The 23221-nt window shown below is 48.1% G+C and carries 22 protein-coding genes and 1 pseudogene; 8 read left to right on the top strand and 15 right to left on the bottom strand.

Annotation, left to right across the window (positions count from 1 at the left end):
* Nucleotides 1-5: 5 nt before the first annotated feature.
* The 5 genes from NST26_RS06555 to NST26_RS06535 all read right to left on the bottom strand — a co-directional run bounded on the left by NST26_RS06555 (nt 6) and on the right by NST26_RS06535 (nt 4164).
* Entirely contained in the window at nt 6-758 is a 753-nt protein-coding gene (locus NST26_RS06555) for an amino acid ABC transporter ATP-binding protein (RefSeq protein WP_340978887.1), read from the bottom strand.
* Nucleotides 755-1465 carry an amino acid ABC transporter permease gene (locus NST26_RS06550; RefSeq protein WP_209874845.1) on the bottom strand — a complete coding sequence of 237 codons (711 nt, stop codon included), beginning with the start codon at nt 1463-1465 and terminating at the stop codon, nt 755-757. The genes NST26_RS06555 and NST26_RS06550 overlap by 4 nt, the downstream gene beginning before the upstream one ends.
* Nucleotides 1465-2247, bottom strand: coding sequence for an amino acid ABC transporter permease (locus NST26_RS06545; protein WP_340978884.1), 783 nt, complete (start codon nt 2245-2247; stop codon nt 1465-1467). The genes NST26_RS06550 and NST26_RS06545 overlap by 1 nt, the downstream gene beginning before the upstream one ends.
* Before the next feature lie 34 nt (nt 2248-2281).
* Nucleotides 2282-3154: a transporter substrate-binding domain-containing protein gene (locus NST26_RS06540; protein ID WP_340978882.1), complete on the bottom strand. Its 873-nt coding sequence runs from the start codon at nt 3152-3154 to the stop codon at nt 2282-2284.
* A gap of 122 nt (nt 3155-3276) precedes the next feature.
* Nucleotides 3277-4164, bottom strand: coding sequence for a LysR family transcriptional regulator (locus NST26_RS06535; protein WP_340978880.1), 888 nt, complete (start codon nt 4162-4164; stop codon nt 3277-3279).
* Nucleotides 4165-4439: 275 nt separating this feature from the next.
* On the opposite strand from NST26_RS06535, the gene NST26_RS06530 reads away from it, so the two are divergent.
* The 4 genes from NST26_RS06530 (at nt 4440) to NST26_RS33975 (ending at nt 6234) form a co-directional block, all read left to right on the top strand.
* Nucleotides 4440-4994 (top strand): GNAT family N-acetyltransferase, encoded by a 555-nt coding sequence (locus NST26_RS06530; protein WP_340978879.1) that lies wholly within the window; start codon nt 4440-4442, stop codon nt 4992-4994.
* A gap of 52 nt (nt 4995-5046) precedes the next feature.
* Entirely contained in the window at nt 5047-5181 is a 135-nt protein-coding gene (locus tag NST26_RS06525; RefSeq protein WP_340978877.1) for a hypothetical protein, read from the top strand.
* Between the two features lie 189 nt (nt 5182-5370).
* Entirely contained in the window at nt 5371-5676 is a 306-nt protein-coding gene (locus NST26_RS06520; protein ID WP_340978875.1) for a hypothetical protein, read from the top strand.
* Nucleotides 5677-5940: 264 nt separating this feature from the next.
* Complete coding sequence (locus tag NST26_RS33975; protein WP_445323364.1) at nt 5941-6234, top strand: transposase; 294 nt, start codon at nt 5941-5943, stop codon at nt 6232-6234.
* A 96-nt stretch (nt 6235-6330) separates the two neighbouring features.
* Here the strand turns inward: NST26_RS33975 and NST26_RS06515 are convergent, their stop codons facing one another.
* The 4 genes from NST26_RS06515 to NST26_RS06500 form a co-directional block, all read right to left on the bottom strand.
* Nucleotides 6331-6537, bottom strand: a complete 207-nt coding sequence (locus NST26_RS06515; RefSeq protein ID WP_340978873.1) for a hypothetical protein — start codon at nt 6535-6537, stop codon at nt 6331-6333.
* Between the two features lie 255 nt (nt 6538-6792).
* Nucleotides 6793-7509: a hypothetical protein gene (locus NST26_RS06510; protein WP_340978870.1), complete on the bottom strand. Its 717-nt coding sequence runs from the start codon at nt 7507-7509 to the stop codon at nt 6793-6795.
* Nucleotides 7510-7560: 51 nt separating this feature from the next.
* Nucleotides 7561-9336, bottom strand: coding sequence for a prenyltransferase/squalene oxidase repeat-containing protein (locus tag NST26_RS06505; protein WP_340978868.1), 1776 nt, complete (start codon nt 9334-9336; stop codon nt 7561-7563).
* Nucleotides 9337-9367: 31 nt separating this feature from the next.
* Nucleotides 9368-10321, bottom strand: a complete 954-nt coding sequence (locus NST26_RS06500; RefSeq protein WP_340978866.1) for a S8 family serine peptidase — start codon at nt 10319-10321, stop codon at nt 9368-9370.
* Nucleotides 10322-10742: 421 nt separating this feature from the next.
* Between NST26_RS06500 and NST26_RS06495 the strand changes: the two genes are divergently transcribed.
* Together NST26_RS06495 and NST26_RS33970 are read left to right on the top strand one after the other, a co-directional pair.
* On the top strand, nt 10743-11042 hold the full coding sequence (locus tag NST26_RS06495; protein ID WP_340978864.1) for a hypothetical protein: 300 nt from the start codon (nt 10743-10745) through the stop codon (nt 11040-11042).
* Nucleotides 11014-11325, top strand: a complete 312-nt coding sequence (locus NST26_RS33970) for a transposase (protein ID WP_445323313.1) — start codon at nt 11014-11016, stop codon at nt 11323-11325. The genes NST26_RS06495 and NST26_RS33970 overlap by 29 nt, the downstream gene beginning before the upstream one ends.
* Before the next feature lie 578 nt (nt 11326-11903).
* Here NST26_RS33970 and NST26_RS06490 read toward each other — a convergent pair.
* Both NST26_RS06490 and NST26_RS06485 read right to left on the bottom strand, forming a co-directional pair.
* Nucleotides 11904-12569, bottom strand: coding sequence for a vWA domain-containing protein (locus NST26_RS06490; RefSeq protein ID WP_340980808.1), 666 nt, complete (start codon nt 12567-12569; stop codon nt 11904-11906).
* Nucleotides 12570-12803: 234 nt separating this feature from the next.
* Nucleotides 12804-13277, bottom strand: a pseudogene (locus NST26_RS06485) (TerD family protein); the annotation flags it as partial.
* Between the two features lie 144 nt (nt 13278-13421).
* Here NST26_RS06485 and NST26_RS06480 point away from each other — a divergent pair.
* Nucleotides 13422-14810 (top strand): TerD family protein, encoded by a 1389-nt coding sequence (locus NST26_RS06480; RefSeq protein ID WP_340978862.1) that lies wholly within the window; start codon nt 13422-13424, stop codon nt 14808-14810.
* A gap of 72 nt (nt 14811-14882) precedes the next feature.
* On the opposite strand, the gene NST26_RS06475 is transcribed toward NST26_RS06480, so the two are convergent.
* Both NST26_RS06475 and NST26_RS06470 read right to left on the bottom strand, forming a co-directional pair.
* On the bottom strand, nt 14883-15839 hold the full coding sequence (locus NST26_RS06475) for a 3'-5' exoribonuclease YhaM family protein (protein WP_036727727.1): 957 nt from the start codon (nt 15837-15839) through the stop codon (nt 14883-14885).
* Between the two features lie 192 nt (nt 15840-16031).
* The gene (locus tag NST26_RS06470; RefSeq protein WP_340978860.1) at nt 16032-18353 is read right to left on the bottom strand and encodes an FMN-binding protein; all 2322 of its coding nucleotides are present in this window, start codon (nt 18351-18353) and stop codon (nt 16032-16034) included.
* 485 nt (nt 18354-18838) lie between these two features.
* On the opposite strand from NST26_RS06470, the gene hemH reads away from it, so the two are divergent.
* Entirely contained in the window at nt 18839-19864 is a 1026-nt protein-coding gene (gene hemH, locus NST26_RS06465; protein WP_036727724.1) for a ferrochelatase, read from the top strand.
* A 72-nt stretch (nt 19865-19936) separates the two neighbouring features.
* On the opposite strand, the gene NST26_RS06460 is transcribed toward hemH, so the two are convergent.
* Both NST26_RS06460 and NST26_RS06455 read right to left on the bottom strand, forming a co-directional pair.
* Nucleotides 19937-20392: an IDEAL domain-containing protein gene (locus NST26_RS06460; protein WP_340978858.1), complete on the bottom strand. Its 456-nt coding sequence runs from the start codon at nt 20390-20392 to the stop codon at nt 19937-19939.
* A 767-nt stretch (nt 20393-21159) separates the two neighbouring features.
* On the bottom strand, nt 21160-22968 hold the full coding sequence (locus NST26_RS06455) for an adenine deaminase (protein WP_340958139.1): 1809 nt from the start codon (nt 22966-22968) through the stop codon (nt 21160-21162).
* Nucleotides 22969-23221: the final 253 nt, after the last annotated feature.

Genomic DNA, 23221 nt, shown 5'->3' with positions numbered 1-23221 from the left:
GCCTCCTAGATGGAATAGTTCAGCTCCGGCGTAATCCGCTTCAGGAACTGCTTCGTTCGTTCTTCACGCGGGTGGTTGAATACTTCCGTGGGCGTGCCCTCCTCGACAATCACACCGCCGTCCATGAAAACCACATGATTTGCCACATCGCGGGCAAACCCCATTTCATGCGTCACCACAATCATCGTGATGCCTTCCTTGGCGATCTTGCGGATCACCGCAAGCACTTCGCCCACCAGCTCCGGGTCCAGTGCCGAGGTCGGTTCATCGAACAGAATCACTTCCGGCTCCAGCGCCAGCGCCCGGGCAATGCCGACGCGCTGCTGCTGCCCGCCGGAGAGCTGGCTCGGATAGGCATTCAGCTTGCTGCCAAGCCCGACCTTTTCCAGCAGTGCGATGCTCTTCTCTCTCGCCGCCTCCTTTGGCAGCTTCTTGACGATTAGGAGGCCTTCCATCACATTCTCCAGCGCGGTTTTGTGCCGGAACAGATTGTACTGCTGGAAGACCATCGCCGTCTTTTGCCGGAGCTGGTGGATATCCTTCTTGCGGGCGTGCCGGAAGTCCAGCTTGAAGTCCCCGATGGAAATTTCGCCTCCGCTGGGCTTCTCCAGCACATTCACACAGCGCAGCAGCGTGGTTTTGCCGGATCCGCTGGGACCGAGAATGACCACCACCTCGCCCCTCAACACCTCCAGATCAATATGGTTCAGCACCTGATGGCGCCCGAACGACTTCGATAGCTGTGTCAGCTTAATCATGCGACTCCCCCCCGGTTATACAGATTGATCCGTCTTTCAATGACGGCAGTTGCCCGCTCAATGAGGAACGTCAGTCCCCAGAAGATCAGCGCCGCCGCCAGGTAAGCCTCGAAGAACTTCCAGTTGGTCGAAGCGACAATCTGCGCCTGGGCATTGATATCCACCACCGATACGGTAAAAGCCAGCGTAGACCCGTGCAGCATCCCGATCACAGAATTCGACAGATTCGGCAGGCTCGCCGCCAGCGCCTGGGGGAACACAATCCGCCGCAGCGCCTGAGGCGTGCTCATTCCGATGGAATGGGCCGCTTCGAGCTGACCTCGATCCACCGCGAGCAGACCGGAGCGCACCACCTCGGACATATAGGCACCCGCCGTAATGGAGAAAGAAATATAGGCGAAGCCGATCATCGGTATCGATACCGAGCGGAAGCTCCAGCCGAACTGTGCAGCAAGCCCGTCGATAATCATCGGCAGTCCGAAATAGATCAGCAGCAGATGCGTCAGCATCGGGGTGCCGCGTATGAACGTGACATACCCTACGGCCAGCGGATACAGCCCGGGGACTCTATAAATCCGGATCAGGGCCACGACCGTACCGATCACGAAGCCTGCCAACACCGACACAACCGTGATATACAGCGTCGTAGGAATGGCTCCCAGAATTTGCAGAAACGCCGTCCAGATAAAAGATGGGTCCAGCTTCATTACGCACCGCCTCCTTTACCCGCTCCCACATCCGCGACAATTGTGCGGTAGGACGCTTTTCGCTGAAGAGTGAACCGCTTCTTGGCCGGACTGTCCTGGGCTTCATGCCTGAGCAGACGTTTCTCCGCAACCAACAGCAGCTTTTCAATCGTAAAACTGATCACAAGATAGATAAGAGCAAGTGCAATATACGTCTCAATGAAATGCTGGGTCGCACTGCCCAGGGTCTGGGCCTTGCCCGTCATCTCCATCACTCCCAGCGTGAACGCCAGCGAAGTATCCTTCAGCAGCGCTATGAGCAGGTTCGAAAAGACAGGAATCGCAATTCCCAGCGCCTGCGGCAGCACAATACGGGTAAAAGCCTGGTACGAGGTCATCCCCGTAGCATAAGCCGCTTCCACTTGGCCCTTATCGACTGCTGTCACTGATGCGCGGATCATCTCCGACATGAAAGCCCCTGTGTGCAGACCGTAGGTCAGAATCACGAACACCAGCACCGGCGTCCGCGTCATATCCAGATTCACCAGCTTCAGCACCTCAGGCAGACCGTAATAGAACAGGAATAACTGAATGAGAATCGGCGTCCCCCGAAAAAAAGAAATGTACACCTCAGCGCAGGTCTTCAGGACCGGCACCTTATACAGGCGGGGAAGCGCAATGATAAATCCGACAATCATTCCTGCCAGCAGCGAGCAGGCTACGATCAGCAGCGTGGTACTCAGCGTAGTCAGCAGCTTGGGCAGGAACGAGAAGACAAAACCTAGATCAAACGGTGCACCCATCCTGCACCTCCTTTCCGCTGTACGGGCCTGCGCATTATTGAACCGATGAGGTGGTAACGTCCGCCCCCAGCCACTGTGTGCTTATTTTGCCAAGTGTGCCGTCTGTCTTCAGCTCCTTGACCACTCCGTCAATGGCCTCCGACAGCTTCTGCGAAGGGGCATCATCCTTGCGCAGCACATATAGAATATCAGCAGAGGACAGCTCGGGACCCACCGCCTGCAGCTTGCTCTGCGGGTCAATGATCGGCAATACGAAATCCGCAGCAAGGGTAGCATCCACCCGGCCCGAATCAATCTGGTTGACCGTATCGTTGGCGGCACCGTTCTGATAGACAATTTTGATCGAATCCGCACCGTGCTCCTTGTTATAGTTCTCAAGAATTTGCGCTTGCGCGCTGGTGGCGCCGGTCAGTACCTTCTTCCCTTGCAGATCGTCCAGTGTCTGGATCGAGGTATTGCCTTTCGCTACAACGATGCGGTTTCTCCAGTGGGCATAAGCTTCCTTGTTAAAAGCGTACTTTTGCTCCCGTTCCGGGTTCTTCTCCATAACATGGGCTACCAGGTCAATCTTCTTCGTCTCAAGGCTAAGCAGCAGATTGCTGAAATCCATTGTCTGGAATTCAAACTCATACTCCGGCAGGCGCTTGTCAATCTCCTTCAGCAGTTCAACATCGAACCCGGTAAGCTTGCCGTTCTCATCGATGAAGCAGACATTGGGAAAAGCTGTCCCGGTGCCGACTACGATCTTGGTCACCTTAGCCGGATCGGCGGCAGCAGCCGTGGACTCCGAACTATTCGGAGATGCTGCCTCCGCTACCTTGCCGCTATTAGCGCTGTTATTATTGCCGCAGCCAGCGATCAGCAGTGTTAGTACAAGTGTGGATGCGAACGAAATGGTCTTGTTCATCTCTCAAACCCCTTTTCAATTTAGATAATCCCTATCTGTTTAGTGGTGATTATATGCAATTAACTTTATCACTGCATGCTGCCATGCGCTAATAGAGTTTCTTAATATGGTTATTCAAGAAGTCAATTCAGCTTGCTCAACGTCCCCGTCCCCAGCTCCAGCAGGGTGTCCAGGAACTCCGCGTTCTCCCCGTTCAGCGAGATCAGGTGGGTCCGCAGGGAGATGCCTTCGGTCTCCGTGATATCCACCCTTACCAGCGTTCCCGCCTCTACCTCCTCCTGCACACTCAGGGCTGGAAGGAAGCAGATTCCCGCTTGCTTCAGCACCAGCTTCTTGGCGGTCTCCAGGTTATCCACCTGATAGACAATGCCCGGCGGACGCTCCATGCTCTCGAATACCCGGTGCAGACGCATCCAGTCCAGCGAGCCGCATTCGAAGAATACGAGGGTCTGCTCAGAGATCTCCCGGATCGAAGCGCGGCCCTTGCGGGCCAGCGGATGACCGGCATACACATACAGCGAGATCGGGTCTTCACAGAAGGGGAACGACTGGATGGCCGGATTCACTACCTTGCGGATAAAAGCGAGATCGATCTCCTTCGCCTTCAGCTTCTCAATCAATACTTCCGTAGGAGCAGTCGTCAGCTTCATAAGGATGTGGGGATACCGCTGCTTCAAATGCAGCAGCAGACGGGGCATCAGATAATTGGAGACCGATACTGTGCTGCCGATTCTCAGCTCGCCGGGGATTTGGCCTTTGGATTGAATCTGATGCCTCCCGTTCTGATAGACCTGCAGAATTTGCTGCGCATAGGGGAGGAACTGGCGGCCTTTATCCGTCAGGTTAATTTGCTTGCCCAGCCGGTCGAATACCTTGCAGTCCAGCTCCCGTTCCAGCGACTGGATACGGGCAGTCACTGTCGGCTGCGAGATATAGAGCACATCTGCCGCTTTGTTGAAGCTGCCGTAGTGGTTGATGTAGACAAAAGCTTCAATATTCTCGATGTTCAAGCCTAGTCCCCCTCCGCATTTTATAATTTTCACTATTCCTATCGTTTAACAATGAATTAGATCCGCACTTTCCTATAGAATTTGTTTATATCTTAGTCACCGGCCCTTTTTTTGTCAACAGACTTATTGTGTAGCATACGGCCTTAACCATTACATTGATCACAATTACAGATAGAACTTTTCTATCCATTAATCAAAATCATTAAATCCCTCTTATACTCATCGGATTTATAGATTATAATAACAAAAAACCATTACCGGACAGGAGGCACCAGATGAATCACTCAGCAGAAATTGTAATCCGTGAAGCTGCAGCTTCCGATCGTGAAGCCATTGCCAGGGTCTTGCTCGAAGCTTACAGCGAATATGCAGCCGTGCTGCCCGGGCCGTTCTGGGCGGAGTACCGGGATTCCATTCTCGGCTCGGTTCATGGCGATGCACCCATCTCCCGGATTGTAGCGGAGCTGGACGGACAAATTGTAGGGAGCGTGCTGCTGTTCACCTCCTCAGAGGCTGCTTATGGCAGGCCGGAGCTGGGTATCCATACACCGATCATCCGTCTGCTGGCTGTATCTCCGGCAGTCCGGGGACGCGGGGTGGCCAGACTTTTGATTCGGGAAGCTGCAGGAAGGTCCATTGCACTGGGGGCAGCCAGTCTGAATCTGCATACTTCGGATATGATGGCCTCTGCGATCAGGCTCTATGAGAGACTGGGCTTCAAGCGGGCTTATGAGACAGATCTGAAGAACGGGGATACTCTGGTCAAAGGCTACCGCCTGGAGCTGCAAGCCCCGCCCGGCCTGCAGAGCAAAAAAACCTCCACAGCCTGAGCGGGGAGGTTGGTTGCCTGGGGGCCGTTACGGTGGGCGTTGAACACCTTCCGTGGGCCGTGAGGTCCGTTACGGCGGGGCGGTTGGGCGGCGGGGCTATGAGGTCCGTTACTGCGGGCGATGGGGACTGTTCCGGCTGGAGGTTAGGGACTGTTCCGACGGGGCGGTGGGGACCGTTCCGGCGTGACGCCCTAAAGCTCCGCCTGGCCGGGAAATTTTGCACAATCCTGCCCAAAGTACAACACTCCCCTCCTCATTCCGGCCAAAGTCCAACATTGTTGCATAAATGGTTTATTTATCAAAAAAGGGACAAAAAGGGCCGCCATTTCGAATAATGGTAAGTACGACCAAACCAAACCGAAATGAGGCGGACCTCATGAATAAATATACCCTGTTCTTGACCGTCTTCAAACAAGTATTAACTTCGGAAGAAGTCCAAAGGGTGACCGGACAAACCGAGGATTACGAGGATACTGGAACCAAAATGACCGTTGGTTTGTTGTTCGACTACTTTGTCCAAGCCTGCTACCACAAATGGGGTGGCTTCCGTCAACGTGCCCACTGGGGCTCGAACTACGATTTGCCCAAAGTTCATTACTCCACCTTTTCGAACAAAGCCAGTGAAGTCCCTTATAATATCTTCAATCGTCTTTTTGAAATGCTCATCCAGAAATGTAACTGACAAACTCGGCGGTATCTGGATCTGCCTAAAGATCTTCTGCACATTGACTAGGGCGACGATTATGGAGGTAAACTCCCGCATGACCTGGGCTCCATATAAAAAATTCAAAGGGGCATTAAGCTGTATGTCGTCCTTTCACAGGGGCAGCATTCGCCCGTGAATGTGGTGGAATCGATTACCAAGCGCTATGACGTTCCGTTTGGAAAAGTCTTAGCAGATAAGGACTACCTCTTAGTTCAAGATCGGGCATACGGAAAACGGTAGATTGGATCAAAATGTGCGGCAGGTTCAGTCTTTTATGATTCGGACAAGGCACGCTGGGAAATTGAAGTCTTCTTCCACTGGATTAAACAACATCTAAATGTACCTTGTTTATTTGGAACCACCGAAAATGCGGTATATTGCCAATTGTTTGTGGCCCTTGCAGTCTATGTGCTGATGAAAACCATTTTTGATGAAATTCATTCAAAGGTGCCTGTCTTTGCTCAACTGACCCTTTGGAATTTATGCAGTATTGGCGTATATTTTATCTCCCGCTGGAGTGGCAGGTTTGGTTAGATCTGCTCAGGCGTAAAGGTCAGCCTGGTATTTTACCCATCCCATAATATGGGTAATCAACACACCTATTGTATTAACAATAATCAGTTATGGGAATTATTCCTTTTGGTTTTGCGAAATTCTATTCATTCTTTCAATTGAATCCCTTAATTTAGCTTGTTCTGATTTTAAAGTAATTAACTCTTTATGGATTTTTCGACTTGCAAATCGAACAATATAATATACCAAAAAACTAAAAATAATAATTAAGATAAGAACCATTAAAATCCCTAAAAAAATTAAATGATAAATCCCTCTCTCCATAATTACCCTCCTGTTAAAGTTTCATATATATCTTTTTGAGAATATTCTAACTTAGAATAATTAATTTGGTAATACTCATATGTTTTTCAAGTAAATAACGTAATAAAAAGGGTGGAATAGCTTGTCAGAAACCATGAACCATTTATACAGCTAAGCATTTCTTTAGCTTTAAAAGTGTTCCATCAAAAATATGCTATCCAAATGTATTGAGGTCATTAGGATAGCATATTGGGGCCAATGCATTATCAATGATTGTTAATCAAATTTCAAGTATGAAGTAGGTCTATATATCTGTGATCCCAGATAAATATCAGCAACATCAGAGAAAGTTACCGATGTAAAACCAAGGGCAGTGGCTGTTAGGGAAGAGTGTGATGCTCCTGCTGGATTTGAATTTGTTATGGGTTGAGATACCCAAGTTTTAGAAGTTGGTGTTCCTGTCATTGATGCAGGCCAACTAACGGTAACGCTAACTCCGTTATAAGTTGCACTCTGATTTAAAACTATTTTGGATGGAGAGCCAGAACCAAACCATCCCCCCGACATGCCTCCGGTACTTGTAATTGTTGTGTTAAAAAAAGCTAAACTTACATTTATTGTTGAATGTGTATATACAGCAGCGTCTGTGGTCCTTGAATCAGTATTATAATCGTTACCAGAAAATTGTCCAGTAGCTCCACCTGTATCAACAACAGTTTCAGGTTGTGCATTAGCTATTTTATTTTTCAAATAATCAAATGCCTGAACCCTACTTTCAACCGGGATATCTTGAAATGCATATACTGTATGACCATCATCAAGATATTCGTTCAATGTATATAACTTAGGATTGACACTTTTTGCCCCATTGTTTAAATCAACTTTAGTAGTTTCCACTAATACCGGTTCATTAGCTGATTCCGCGAATATTTGAGAACTTATTGACAATGACAAACAAAGTGTTAATAGAACTACAGTAAATTTCCTTTTCAAATTAAATTCCTCCATTAAAATCTATTTTTTAAAACATCGGCCCCTTAGTTATCAAACTGATGAAAGATACTCATTTAACCATAGAGCAAAAAAAGTTGATTGAAAACTTGCTAAGTCATCATTATTGGGTCCACTTTTAAAAAGACCATTAGAAAGATAAGATTTTTCTTTTAAATGATATATTTTTGTTTTCATTGTCTCATTAGGAGAAAAACCAACAGAATCTAAGGCACTAATAATGTAGTAGAGTAATATTAATTTTGAATTCTTGGTTTCGTCTTCATTAAGAAGTATTGAATCTAATTCGTTAAGCAAATATTTTTTGTTTTCAATCAAATATTCTTTCTTCATTTCCAATTTCAATAAATTAATTAGCTGAAAGTTGTAATTGATCAATAAAACATGTTTTTCATTCATTGATTCTATATGTTTAGCAACACTTTCTTTTTGCTGGGAGTTTAATTCCCCACCTAATTCATAAATTATCTCTATTAAATAATAATAATTCTCATATATACTTTCTATTTCCCATGAGTCATTAATCGTGTTAAAGTCGTTCATAAATTGGTTTAATAAATTTTCTTTTTTTTCCTCAGAGATAATATTTATTCTTAGATTTTTTATAATTTTGAAGTAAAAAAATAGATTCTTTAAATTATCAATAGTTTCTATTCTATTTTCATTTGTGAAGTCTTCTATTAATTGTTGTTTTTCTTCATTTAAATTTAAAACATTTAAAATACTGCTAACATAAAAGGTATTACTATAATCACTTTCTATTTCTCCGAACGGAATATAATATCCATTTGATAATCTAAACTTATCAATATTACTTATTACAGGCTTAAATCTAGAAATATCATAATTATTTTCACGTAAAATGGATAAGGCTAAATATGTTGACAAAATGTCGGGCGGTGAATTCTGAGTCAATTTAAAACTATAGTTATTATCATACAATTTTATAATTATCTGAAATACTTCTTTGTTAATAACTTTATCTATGTCGTTATCTAAAAGTACATTTAGATCAAATATATCTTTTAAATTAATAAGATCTATTTGTGAACCACTTTTGTATAACTCATTTACTTTTCTATTATAAAAATTTAGTTGTTTGTGATATTCCTCAGTTAAACTAATTGATTTCTCACCAACTAATAAAGATATTCGTAAAAAAGTGAGCATGTATCCGCTATCAGAAATTTCTGCAGGTTCTTTAATTTTCTTTGAATTTGACACTGCAATAAACCAACTCTTCAATTTTTCGTTCGAATTGTAATCTAATTCAACATTTAAAAATCTCAAAATTTCCAATGCATAATATGTAGATAAAAGTTCATTTTCTATGGGGTCGTTATTTTCACCTTTCACGGATTGTGAAAGTGCAAAAGAACCTCGACTAGTTTGTAATTGCAAAATGTATGTTTCTATTGATTTGGCCAATTCATTACTAATATTTTTTTTGTCATCAAATAATTCACACAAATAATAGATGTTCATCAAACTTCTGTTGTCAAAATCGAATAGTAAAGATCTAATTTTCTCCTCTGGTAAGGATAATATTTCTTTCTTATGTTCTAAATCATTTATTTCAAAAATCCCATTAATTTCTTGAGCATAATATGTCGTATATAAATCAAGATTATTAGAAAGTTCATCATTCAAAAATCGATAACCATCTTTTATATAAGACTTTGATATCATTTCAAGCACTTCAGAATTGTTATACTTCTTTTGCTCAATTGCCACATTTCTATTTAAAGAACATGAAGTTAGAAGAATAGAAATTATTAACATCCAAATTGTCACTCGCCCTTTAATCATCCCTTCTCCTCCAGACACATAATTTGAATAATTATTCAAAAGATATATTTTTTATAATTTCAAATATTTTGCTTATTGTAATATTTTCATACTTTTCAAATAATAATAGTGCTATACCAGAGACAATAGCAGCAGAGTAAGAAGTCCCTGATACACTAACATAATTTTCATCTGATTTTCTTAAAGCACCTAAAGGAGTATTGGTTGTAATTATATTTCTACCGGGAGCATATAGATTCGGTTTTTTAGAGACTGTCTCTTTAGTAGAATCCTCTATTAAATTGATTTTAATCATACTAGTACTCCCAACTGATAAAACTTCCGGAATATTACCGGGAGCGCTTACACGAAAGTCTCCAAAATTAGTATTCCCAGCCGAAGTAACTACTAACACTCCTTGGTTTATTAAATTAATAATTGTCCCATAGAGAGGATCTGTTTGATAATCTTCATAAAATCCATATCCCAATGATAAAGTCAATACTTTAATATTGTATAATTTTCTATTTTCTGATACCCAATTTATTGCCTTTTTAAGTCTATTCAAATCCGTTTTCCCTTTAGAATCAAACACTTTTAGTACAACTAAGTTTGATTGTGGTGCTATTCCTACGTTCACTCCATTAGACAAACTTCCATCACCTGCAATAATCCCAGCAACTTCAGTTCCATGTCCAAAATCATCATATGGTGTTAAATTCCCATTAATAAAATCCACGAACTTTATAATTCGAGAATCAAAGTCTCTATGTTCGTATATTCCAGAATCAATAATTGCTATATTCATCCCTTCACCTTTGAAGTGTTTCATTAAATCTTTTATTTCACTATTTTCAACTAAATTATTAATGCTATTCTTATTTTCGTAAATGTACTGAGACTGGGGTATATTTACAGATTCCACACTCCCAAATATCAAAAAAATTAATATAAAGGTTGAACAAATAATTAAAAATGAGACAATTAATACGAACCTTTTTTTCATATATATTACCTACTCCATTACTCAAAAATAAAAAACCGTGTCTCACTTGTTGCTTATTAATTCATCTTTTTTCCATTTATCTATTTAAAAATAACATCGTTTATATTAAATGTAAAGTATTAGGACTATATTTTATATTAAAGATTAAATGAAACTATAATGTAAATTATTGAATAACGAGTAAAAAACAATTTGCCCTAAAACTGGCGTTAAGGTAGAGCGTAGTTAAGTAACGATCTTGCTTCATTTGGTAAAGTGAGGTTGTTGAGATCCACTAAACCATAGTAGCGGTGTCATCCATATTGATAAAGCAATAGTCATCCCTAGATTAAGCGTGTTGATTCCAAAAAAAGGGACAAAAAAGGCCGCCATTTCGGGTAATGGTAAGTACGACCAAACCAAACCGAAATGAGGCGACCTCATGTATAAATATACCCCATTCTTGGCCGTGTTCAAACAAGTATTAACCTCGGAAGAAGTTCAAAGGGTAACCGGGCAAACCAAGGACTACGAGGATACGGGAACCAAAATGACTGTCGGTGTGTTGTTCGACTACTTTGTCCAAGCCTTTACCACAAATGGGATGGCTTTCTTCAAAATGCTCGGGTGGGCTCGAACTACGATTTGCCCAAGGTTTATTACTCCACCCTTTCGGGCAAAGCCGGTGAAGTGCCTTACGATATCTTCAAGCTTTGTTTCAACTGCTCGTCCAGAAATGTAACCGGCAAACCCGGCGGCACCTGAATCTGCCTAAAGATCTTTTGCTTATTGACTCTTCAACGGTTACGGCGACAAACTCCCGCATGTCTTGGGCTCCGTATAAAAAGTTTAGTGGCGGCATTAAGCTGCATGTCGCTTTTTCGCAGGGACAGTCTTCACCCATGAAGGTGGTGGAATCGATTGCCCGGCGCAATGACGCTCCATTTGGAGAAGTCTTGGCTGATAAAGACTACCTTTTAGTGCAGGATCGGGCGTATGGAAAAATCGGTCGATTGGATCAATAGGTGCGGCAGGTCCAGTCTTTTGTGATTTGGACAAGGCGCGCTGGGAAATTGAAGTCTTCTTCCACTTGATTAAACAGCATCTAAATGTAGATTGTTTATTTGGAACCACCAAAAATGCGGTATATAGCCAATAGTTTGTGGCCTTTGCCGTCTATGTAATGAAAACCATTTTTGATGAAATTTATCTAAAGGTGCCTGTCTTTGCTCAACTGAGCTTTTGGAATTTATGCAGTATTGGCGTTCAGTTTAGTCTGCTCAAGCGTAAAGGTCAGCCTGGTATTTTTTCCATCCTATAATCTAAGTAATTAACTCGCCTGCATAAAAGGCAGAATTTCTCCACCTCCGGACGGTTTGGCGGTATAATTCCTGCATTTCGTGCAAATTGAACTTGAGAATATACCGAAAGAGAAAAGCGATGGAAGGCGAAGTTTTGAATTGTAGCTGCGGTAACATCTTCCTGAATTCCGCAGGAAACATAAGCTACGAAAGCATTATCAGTACTGAATTTCACTCCTATGAAGAATTACATAATTTTAGCTGTTAATACTATTTTACGACCTTCCATTTCCTTCGCGCCTTTACAGAATACTCTTCGCCTTCGCGGCCTTCAGCCACTGCGGGAATTCATTCAACAGCTGGTCATACAGCTCCTCATCGGATACGTCTTCAATCCGGTCCAGATGGATGAAGCTGGCGTTATCCACCAGTCTGCCGCTCATCGTGTCGAGCTGCTTCAGCACCTCGAAGTCAGAGTCGCCGATGCCGACAAACTGCCAGAAGATCGGAAGGGCGGATGCGGCCATAATCACCTTGCGGGTCGGCTTCACTACGCCGCCGTCATTGATGAAGATAATGAACACTGGTGTCGTGTCCGGCTCCTCCTTGATGTATTTTCCGATGACATCCTGCATTACCGGCGGTTCGTTATTGCGCCCGAACTTATGAATTGAATCGTTGTTCATAATATGAGTAAAGACATAGCTGCCAAGCTCCTGCTCGGTAACCGGCGGAAGTCTGCTGAATTCCGTATCATAGACCCACACATCCAGGGAGCCGTTATCATCGAACTTGCTGGCAACCGCAAGGATACGTTCTACCACCTCCTGCACCACCCCTCTGGCATAGAGGCTGCGCATGGAGCCGGTGATGTCCAGCACGATACCCACTCTTGCGGTTACACCGGTGAGCTGTTTTTTGACCAGGGTGAGCTCCACGATCTTTTTGCGCAGATTAATCGAAGACAACACATTCACCGGAGGCTCCGCCTCGGGCTGACGGATTACCTTCGGGGTCTTATTCACCACCTCAGGTGTCTGCTCCACTAGCTCAGATGTTTGCTCCACCACTTCAGGTGTTCGCTCCAATACCTCAGCCGCCGCTGCGGCTTCGTTCCCGGACTCCTGTTCCACCTCAAGCCCGTAGCTTCGGCACAAGGCTGCAAGTCCTCCATTATACCCGCTGCCAATTGCACTGAACTTCCACTCTCCCTGATGGCGGTACAGCTCCCCGGCTACGACAGCTGTCTCCTCTGACAGATCCACCCCATACTCGAAGCGGTACAGCTCTTGCCCAGTCCTGTGGTCTGCCAGCGTTAGCTGTAAGCCGGACAGATCCTTCATCCGCTGGTTACGCTGCTCTCCCTCATAGATCGTCAAGGTTACCGCAATGCGGGCATAATGCTGAGGTATTCTCGATAACGAAATGGACAGGTCTGCCCCGTTCTCCCCCTCCGCAGAATGAGCTACTCCCCCCTCCCTCGACACCGGATTTCCGTAAAATATAAAATCCTCATCCCGTTCACACCGGTTCTGATCTGATAATAGAAAGGCTGCCGCATCGACGCCCACTCCGCTATGCTGCGTGTTCCAGCGGAGCTGGATGGATATCTCTTGAGCTTCTCTTCCTTTGGTGATATCGACCTTTTGACCTTTTGACAGCTGCAAGTCTTTCATCTCCTCTTCATAGCAGTCTATTCCAGAAGTTCATAGATAAGGTATACCCCATTGAGGCAGCCTTGCACAACCTGAACAGATTGTATTTCCAGCTTTGCTCCTTTAATATGAAAGGTAATAGATGATAGATAGGGGCTTTACCTGATGAATTTCACTGCGATAGATTTTGAGACTGCCAATTCCGGCCGCTCCAGCGCCTGTGCCCTGGGGCTTGTTCAGGTCCGTGATGGTATCGTTACAGCAGAGCACAACTGGCTGATTGACCCGCAGCAACCGTTCGACGGGATGAATATTGCCATTCATGGAATTACACCCTCTATGGTTAGAGGCCAGCCTACTTTCGCTGAGCTGTGGCCCACGGTGGAACCGCTGCTGCAGGGGGAGATTGTGATCGCGCATAATGCCGCCTTCGATATGAGTGTGCTGCGGTACTGCCTGGACGACTACTCTCTTGGCTATCCCGGCTTTCAATATTTATGTACCTACCTGCTCGGCAAAAAAATGCTCCAGGACCTCCCCTCCCATAAGCTCAATGTCATCTCGGCGCATTTCGGCATCCGGCTGAAGCACCATGATGCCCTGGAGGATGCCAGAGCTTCTGCACTGATTCTCCTGAAATTGATGGAGCAGTGGCAGCAGTTCGATCCGCTGCTGTTAGCCGGCAGCCAGGGCTACAAGGCCGGGACGATGTATGACGGCGGGTATACGCCGTTCAAGGCAGCGCCCAAGAAGGCCGCGAAGAAGCCGGCCTCCGGGAAGAAGGCTGCTGCCAAGACAACCAGCAAGGAGGCCAGCACAACACCGATGCCCGCAGCATCCGGCCTGCTGGATAGCGAGGCTCCCGTTGTAGCTGCTCAGGATGTCACAGCTTCTGTGACTCACCCGGCTACAGTCAAGGAGCCTACTCCTGCAGCTCTGCTGGTCCCTGAGCTGGTTCGCGGCCAGCGAGTCGATATCGGCGACAAGCTTAGCGCCTCCAGACTCCTTGCCGCTGTGGAGTGGGACGCTCCGGCTTCGCACCTGGAAGTCAGCCAGCAGCCGGAGACCGCTGCCTTCCTGCTCCGGGAGAGCGGACGCTGTGAGCAAGAGCGGGAGCTTATCTTCTCGGGGAATATGGAAGACCCTAGCGGCTCCGTCTTCTGCTCTAAGCCCGCTGCGCACATGGGACATCTGTATCTTCAGCTGTCCAGCCTGCCTGCAGCCATCACGCGGATTGCGCTGGCCTTCACGGTTGCGGAGTTCAGCGGTGACCGGAATCCGGACCCGGTCTGGAACGCTTCCGTATCACTGATTGATTCCCGGACGGGAGTCAGACTGGCCGTATTCCCCTTAAGCCGGAGTGTTATGCCAGGTATGTCCGTTGTTATCGGCGAGTTCTACCGTTATAAGGATAAATGGAGATTCGCTGCTATCGGAGAGTTGCTGCCGGGCGGCCTTCCGGCCCTGTGCAGCCACTACGGCCTGGAAGCTGACAGCGTCACGAAGGCACAGGCGGAGTCCGCCGCAGCGGCGGAGGCTGAAGATCCTAAGTAAAGCAATCCCCCCAAACCGCAACTACGGGATGGGGGGATTGCTTTATTTTCAGCGATACCAGTGTCTCAATCGTTATATCTTCAGCCGGTAGACGGCCTTATTCTCCAGTCCACGGATGAACGGCGTCCATTCCTCCGTCTCCGGAGTGGTATCAAGGGCGTCCTCCACCATTTGCAGCTTCGCATCCATCGCATCGATATGATGCAGGGCAACTGCTTCAGCCGTCTGGGGCTGGACCGGGCTTCCCCACTCGCCCAGATTATGATGAGATAATACCAGATGCTGAAGTGCCATGACCTTCTCGGATTCCAGATCAATGCCGGTGCGGATGGCCGCTTCTGTAATCCAGCTTGAAGCCATCGAGATATGTCCAATCAGCTTTCCGTGCACACTGTAATCCGACACAATGCCGTACTGCGAGATCATCTCTTCCGGCTTGGCGATATCATGGAGGATAATGCCCGCTCTCATCAGATCAGGATTCAGGAACGGACGCTGCTTGCACAGGAAATCCCCAATCTCCAGCATGCGGACCATGTGATAAGCAAGCCCGGCGAAATAGGCATGATGGTGGGTCTTGGCTGCCGGATAATGCATGAGCTTCTCCTCAACCTTCCCTACACAGAAGTTCACAATCGCTGCAATCTCCGGATCGGCAATACTCTCCATCTCGTTCTTAATCGTATGGACCAGGTCCACAGGACGCACCGGGGCCGAGCGGATGAAGTCGGTCAGCGATACGCCGTCGGATTCATTGACCAGTCTTAGCTTGGTGATTTTGACCTGAAGCTTCTCGCGATACGTATGAGCCATCCCCCGGACCTTCACCAGCGCCATCGGGAAAAAAGTCTCCTTATCCGTCACGCTGACGTCCCAGTATTTCGCCGAAATCTGGCCGCTGGCATCACCTAGTACAATATCGAAGTAATCCTTGGGAGGAGTTCCGTTCGTCTGTTTCAGCACCAGTTCTCTAAGCAGATAGAAGCCGGTGAATTCATCCTGCGGGGCTAGCTGTTTGATTAATGTCATTGTGAAGCCTCCTATGACTTACAGGCCTGAGCCTGCTGGGTATATTAGTGTGTATATTAGAGGTTTGACACTCCCTTCCCAAATCCCTTTAAATTACTATACGATTGGCATTCCTATTTATGTCCACACCTGCAAAAAGGGCTGTCCCGGCCATTTGCATGACCCAGGACAACCCTTAGTGAATGGATTCTGTTATTTGCCGGCAGATTCGAGCGCTGCTTTGATCGCTTCTACCGCTTTGGCAGAGATGGCTTTCTGGGCATCATTCGCTCCGAAGGCTGCTGCACGGTACCCGTACTTATGCAGTCCTTTGCCGTTCGAGGTATTCTCGATCTCGTATTTCACCAGCAGCTCATCATCCGTCAGATTATATCTTACCTTACCTTTATCATCCAGGTAGTACACAGCCATAGTTACAGGCACATTATACTTAGTAGTAACCATGACATTTACAGTCTTATCCACACTGGCACCGATGAAAATGCCATCAAAGTACGCGGCCTTATCCGTTTCCGTAATTTCCGCTTTACCATAAGCTCTGTCAACGGCTGCCTTCAGCGCATTGCTGCTGCTGGTAGCGCCGGATACGGCATCCACATCCTGAGCGCCTTCTCTTGTGCCTGCGGCCAGGAAGCTGGCGGTCAGCACCGGAATAGCTTTTTGCACCTCAGCATAAGCGGATTTACCCAGATCCACCATGTTCATGCCTACACGGGAAAGGGCCACATTTACGATCTTGCCGTTACGCAGTGTAACATCTGCTTTGTTCGTGCCTTTGTCATAAGCATCACCATAAGCGGTGAAAGTGCCGTCTTTATAAGTGCCTTGTACCTTGGACGCATTGGTCAAAGCATCCGTCAGTGCTGCCTTCGCTGCAGCCGACAGGGCTTCCTGTCCGGCGATATCTGGAGCCTGCACGCCGCTTGCGAGCAGTCCTGCAGTCAGCTTGTCGACCAGTGATTTCTGTTCTTCGGTCCGCTTGTCATCTGCAATCAGCTTACCGTCTGCGCCGAACAGGCTCAGCTTGATGCCCGTTACCTGATCCGCATCGATATCAACCAGCAGCATAACCTTGGACTGATTATCCACACCGGCAAATTTACCATCGAAGGTTTGACCTTCACCCGGAGTCTTCAAGGCTTTCTCAAAAGCGCGCTCTACGGCCTGGTTCCAGCCATGGCTGCTCTCCGTAGCGCCGGAGATTCCATCTACCTTCTCATTATAGTTAGCGATAAAGAATCCGTTAGCCAGCAGTTTGGCGGTCATCGGAGCATTCGCCTTCACAACTTCCGCATAAGCGGTTGCCCCTCTGTCGATCAGGTTGCTGCCCAGTCTGAACAACTTCACATCTACCAGCTTGCCGTTACGGATCACAACATCCGCTCTCTCCACGCCCACACTTCTTGCTGTACCGTAGGAAGAGTAGAATCCGTCAACATAAGCAGCCTTGTTGTTGATGGTGGCATTCTGTTCGGCATCCCAGAAGGCGTTCACTGCGGCTTTGGTCTCTGCCTCGAAGCCGGCTACCGGCTGCGCACTAGCACCTTTGGCAAGCAGTGCAGGAGTGATTGCTGCAATCGCTGCGGTCTGTTCAGCCGTATATGTCTTCTCATCCACGAAATCTCCGGTAGCGCTCAGCGGATACATTTTCACCGCAGTCAGCTTGTTTGCTTCATAGGTAGCAAACACTGCATATTTGGCCTCAGGGTCTACGCCCATATGGACTCCGTTAAAATAAGTGGCATCAGCCGCTTGGTGCGCAAGGGATCGCTCAAAAGCTCTGTCTACAGACAGCTTCCAGCCGTTACTGGTACGGGTTGCACCGGATACAGCGTCAACTGCAGCCGCGCCGTCTCTGGTTTTACCCATCAGTCTGTCTTTCATCAGGCCATAGGCTGCCCACACGCCGCTGTAATTCTCACGGGCATTGCGGTCGATGATCTTCGGGCTGGTTCTGAGCAGCTCGATATCGGCGATCTTGCCGTCTTTGATCGTTACCTTTGCACCCTCTGTGCCTTTGGAATACGCATCTCCATAGGCAACATATACTCCGTCCTGATATACAGCCTTGTGCACAGTAACTGGTGCTGCTGTTGCTGCCGGCTTAGCAGTTGCCGCTGGCTTCGCTGAAGCCTTGGCAGATGCTTCCGGTGCAGTGGTTGCTGCCGGCTTAGCGGTTGCTTTAGCCGTTGCTGCCGGTGCAGCTGTCGCCTTAGGAGTGGCTGCCGGTTTGGCTGTTGCCTTCGGGGTTGCCGCCGGTTTGGCTGTTGCCTTCGGAGTTGCCGCCGGTTTGGCTGTTGCCTTCGGGGTGGCTGCCGGTTTGGCTGTTGCCTTCGGAGTGGCTGCCGGTTTGGCTGTTGCCTTCGGAGCTGGTTTAGCAGTCGCTGCCGGCGCTTCTTCCGAGGCTGCTGAAACCGCATCCACCTTCAGGTTCAAGGCCGGTGCGTTAATCGTGTAGGCTAATGGCGCGAGCAGCAAGGCTGCGCTTACAGTCAAAGAAATTAATTTTTTCAAATGCGTATTCTCCTTTATTATTCCCCAGTAGTATGTAGCGTTTTCAAACCGTCTTGTTCCGTATCATTTCCTTCTGATTACGAAGAGCAGCCAACTCTTCCTGAACGTCATCCACTCCTTCCTTCATTCCTGCTCGGCCCAGCCCGTGTAAGAAAAGATTCATCTATATATACAATCTTTCAAAAGGTGAAACAATTCACATAATGGAGTGAATTAATTCACATAAGTGGACTTCAAGCTGCTGGTGAATATTTCTGGCTTGATGGTAACAAAATTGAAACTCTTTTCTCTGTGTAGAAAATCACATACCCTATAAGAAACATCACTTTTTTGCAATAGCACAAAATATATACTCCTCCGACCTCTCATAATCTCCCATATCCTCCTTCATATGATAATCGTGAGATATATTATATTGTGTGATTGGGCTTGAATATGATATTTTAAAACGATGTCATGTTCATGGAAGGGAGTAACAGCTGCTGATGAATCAGTCGTGTATAGGCGTTATTCTTGCTCAGATCGGAACCCCTGACGCCCCGAGCGCCAAGGCGGTCCGTCCTTATCTGAAGCGGTTTCTGTCTGACCGCAGAATCATTGATTATCATCCGCTGCTCTGGCAGCCGCTGCTGCGCGGCATTATTCTGCGTACCCGTCCGCGCCGGTCCGCGAAGCTCTATCAGGAGATCTGGATGGAAGAGGGATCACCGCTGCTCGTCCATTCCAGAGCTCAGCAGGCAGCGCTCCAGGCACTGCTGGGCAGCAGTTATCAAGTCGAGCTGGGGCTTGCTTACAGCACACCCGGCATGGCCGAAGCCTTCCGCAAGCTGGAAGCTTCGGGAGTGACCCGTATCATAGTTCTTCCGTTATTTCCCCAGTATTCCTCAACAACAACAGCTTCCGTCTATGAAGCTGCAAGCTTCGCCGCTCTGGGACGGCATAGCCGCTACGGGCAGGTGTCCAAGCGTTTCGTACCGGCGCTGCGGTTCGTAGAAGCCTACCATGATGCCCCCGGCTACATAGCAGCAATGCAATCCTTATTGCAGCGGCAGATCCGCGCGATGAGTGAAGAGCCGGATTATTATGTCCTGTCCTTCCATGGCATTCCCCGCCGTTATGCCGAGACCGGAGACCCCTACCCGCAGCAGTGCCAGGAGACAGGCCGTCTGCTCGCAGAAGCGATGGGCTGGACCCCGGAACGGTGGCAGCTCTCCTTCCAGTCCCGTTTCGGGCCGGAGACCTGGGTAGGGCCGTCGACTGCGGACACGCTGAAGGAGCTTCACGGACGCGGAATCCGGCGGCCGCTGATTTTCTCACCCGGACTTGTCACAGACTGCCTCGAAACACTGCATGAACTGGCCGTAGAAGGCCGGGAGCTTTTCGCCATGGGCGGCGGGAATGCTGAGATGCTGGAGGTGGCCCCTTGCCTGAACGATACGGAAGAATGGATCAGCTTCCTTGCGGAACGGGTAGACTGCTCGGCCCAGGGCTGGCTGTCTTCCGCCGAATGAAGATAACAAGAACGCCCGGTCTCACGGATGCCATCATCCTGTGAGCCGGGCGTTTTATTTTAAATAGTACGATTACTGAACCGTGACCTGTTTATATTTGGCAGTCAGTTCCTCGAACCACTGCTTATCCTGCAAAGTCAGGGCAAAATCAATCAATTCGGCAATTTCGTCAGGCTGCAGATCCGGCGAATCCTTGAAGCTGATCTCGGCCGAAGCCGCCGCCTCCCCCTCCGAGCCCTCCGCAAAATCATAAGAGAACATCAGCTTGATGTCACTTTCCAGAAACTCATTGCGCAGGAAGTAGAGCACCTCACACATCAGAACAGGTCTGACATGGTTCTCGAACACACAATCCATAACCTTAGCCCAATAATGCTGGTTGCTGAGATGCAGCTTATCGTTGGTCAGCAGATACTGCTCACCCTGATAATCATTGACAAATTTCAGTTCAACCGGCTCCATTTTAAAAATACCGGCAATTTGCTTCCTGGTGATATTCAAGATGTCCTGTGTTTCTAATCTCAACATTCTCATGCACCCCGTTCCTCAGGTTTGGACGATCTGTATATGCTGAATTTTCATGATTCGACAATAATTTTAACTAATTTAAAAGTATTATCGTCTTTTCCGCCCCTATTGTTAATGCTTTTTCATTAAAAACTTAAAATTTTCTGTTTCACACTGCAAAAAATCGGTTAATTATTATCTTTTTTATGCCCACAGAGTAAGGACAAAGCAGTGCAGGATATGGAGTATGAATTACGGCGGCGCTTAGGAGCACGCTCCGCAAACGGAATGTTGTTCCAATCGCTCTTGTATCCAGATTTTTCTCATTCCCCTAATCGGTGAAAATCCGGATACAAAGGCGACCGCTCCACTTTTCCACAATCATTCCGCCCGCTCCGCTGTTTAAGAGTGGGAGTATCAAACCCTAATACAAGTGCACTTCTGCTCTTTACTTACGTTCGCCCACCTCCGGCGAGTTTAGGTGAACTATACGTGGATCCAATGTTGTCTCTTCCTTTCCTGGCGGTGCTCCGCCTATCTCTTGCCAATTCTAAGTGTTTTCTCTCACCGACCGATTGTATGGATAGCATTGTTGCATTTTTTGCAGGATTTCTTTATAAATGTTATTGGCTGTGGAGCATGGAGCCATACGCCATCGCAGCAGCACCGATTGTATTCGGTTTTTCGCATAATTTCCTAAACAACAAAAAGCCACCCAGTCTGTGAAAGACTGAATGGCTCAAGATTAGAATACTAGTATATCTTCCCCGGCAGGTTCTCCCTCTGCCTTAGCTGACGAACAACGGTACCAGCTGAATTCCCTCTTCGGGGGAGATCCGCACCAGGCCTTTATCGGAAATCCGCAGTGCGGGGATAACCGCCAGGGCCAGCAGAGACAGGGTCATAAAAGCATAGTTCAGCGTACATCCCGCATCATATAACGCTTTGCTGATGGCAGCGGATTGCGCGGCGGCAATCTCAAATGGCTCTGCGGACATCAGTCCGGCAATCGCCAGCGGGAACAAGGTGGTCCCGGCAGCGGTAATCACCGCAACACCACCCTGCGCTTCCGCCACGGCAGCCGCCGCCTGCGCCATCAAGCCATCATCATTGCCGATGACCAGCACATTATGGCTGTCATGAGCTACAGTCATCGCTATAGCCGCAGGCTCGCGGAAGCCAATGCCCTGCACAACCCCTACGGATTTGTTGCCGGTTCCCTTGTGCCGCTCCAGAACAGCGATTTTGCACAGGCCGCCCTGCACAACCAGCTCCGATCCAGACACTGGCAGGCTCATGATCAGCTCGCCGGTCTCCACATGGTTCTCAATGACCTGGATGACCCGCGTAGCCAGAACACCTTCCTCAATGGGCGCGTGGATCACGAAGTCTGCGGGAACCGGAGGCTGCTGCAGATGCACAGAGGCCAGTACTTCATCCGGGTAGGTGTAAGGACTCAGCTCAGCCGTCATGCTGCCGTTCTCAGCCACAACAACGCCAGCCGCAATTGTCATGACCACATGAACATCGGCCAGATTACCGTCCAGCAGAATGATATCTGCGCAGGAGCCCGGAGTGATGGAGCCGATATCGCGGGCTACGCCGAAGCGCTCGGCTGTGTTGATCGTTGCCATCTGAAAAGCCGTGACCGGCTTCACCCCCTGGGAGATCGCATGGCGCACGACAAAATCCATATGCCCCTCATCGCGCAGCGATTCGGAGCTGCGGTCATCTGTCACCAGCATCATCCGGCGCGGGTCCAGCCCGTGCTCGGTATGCGCCGTGATGGTTTTGGCGACATCATGCCAGGCAGAGCCGCGGCGCATTTTGGCATACATCCCCAGACGTACACGTTCGATCACATCCTCCGCTGTCACACACTCATGATCCCCAGTCACCCCTGCTGCGGCATAGACCGGAAGTCTCCAGTCACTCGCCGGCCAGGTGAAATGCCCGTCAACATACCGTCCCGCACGCAGCGTGGCCTGGATCTCTCCGATCATCTTCTCATCGCCGTAAACCACACCCGGGAAGTTCATGACTTCGCCGAGCGCGATCACATCCTCGCCCCAGGTGTAGGCTTCCGCTACTTCCTCCGGTCCGATGGACGCACCGGTTGTCTCAAATTCTGCGCCCGCAGAAGGGACACAGGAAGCCACCTGCATATAGGCAGCCAGCGGTGTTCCCCGCATCTCGTCCAGCATCAGCTTAATTCCCTTTAGCCCGAATACATTGGCTATCTCATGGGCGTCGAAGAAGCCTCCGGTCGTCCCCAGCGGCAATACAGCGCGGGCGAATTCAGTCACCGTCAATTGAGTGCTCTCGATATGGCAGTGTCCGTCAATCAGGCCGGGAGCAATGTATCTGCCGGCCGCATCAATAACCTGCGTTCCCTCCCCGATCGTATGAGAGACATCCTTGCCGACATAAGCAATGCGCCCGCCCTGTACAGCGACGGACATGCCGTCCAGAATCTCCCCGGAGCAGACATTGACCAGCTTGCCGCCTGTAATTACCAGTGTAGCCTTCTGATCTCCCCGGGCTGTAGCTACCAGCTCAGGCACGCAGTCGGCCAATGGTTGTCGTGTATAAGTCATCATGTGTACTCCCTTCCGGTTATTATATAAATTGTACTTGATTGTTTTCCGTTCTGGGATGGCCGTGACTCCAGAGAATGTTTGGCCCTCCGGCCGCTGTTGTCCCCAGATTTCTTTAATTCAAACCGCTAATCGCGGTAGAAATCCGGGGACAAAGGCGGACGCTATCGCTCCTACAGTTCCAAAATTCTCTTCCGCCACTTTTCCCTGTCTGTTTTTTTCAAGTTCAATCTATATTTTTTCTTTTCTTTTA

Source organism: Paenibacillus sp. FSL R7-0128, assembly GCF_038002245.1.
Taxonomy (GTDB): domain Bacteria; phylum Bacillota; class Bacilli; order Paenibacillales; family Paenibacillaceae; genus Paenibacillus_AQ; species Paenibacillus_AQ silagei.
Note: the sequence above shows the minus strand (reverse complement) of the source record. Positions and strands in the feature narration are given on the sequence as shown.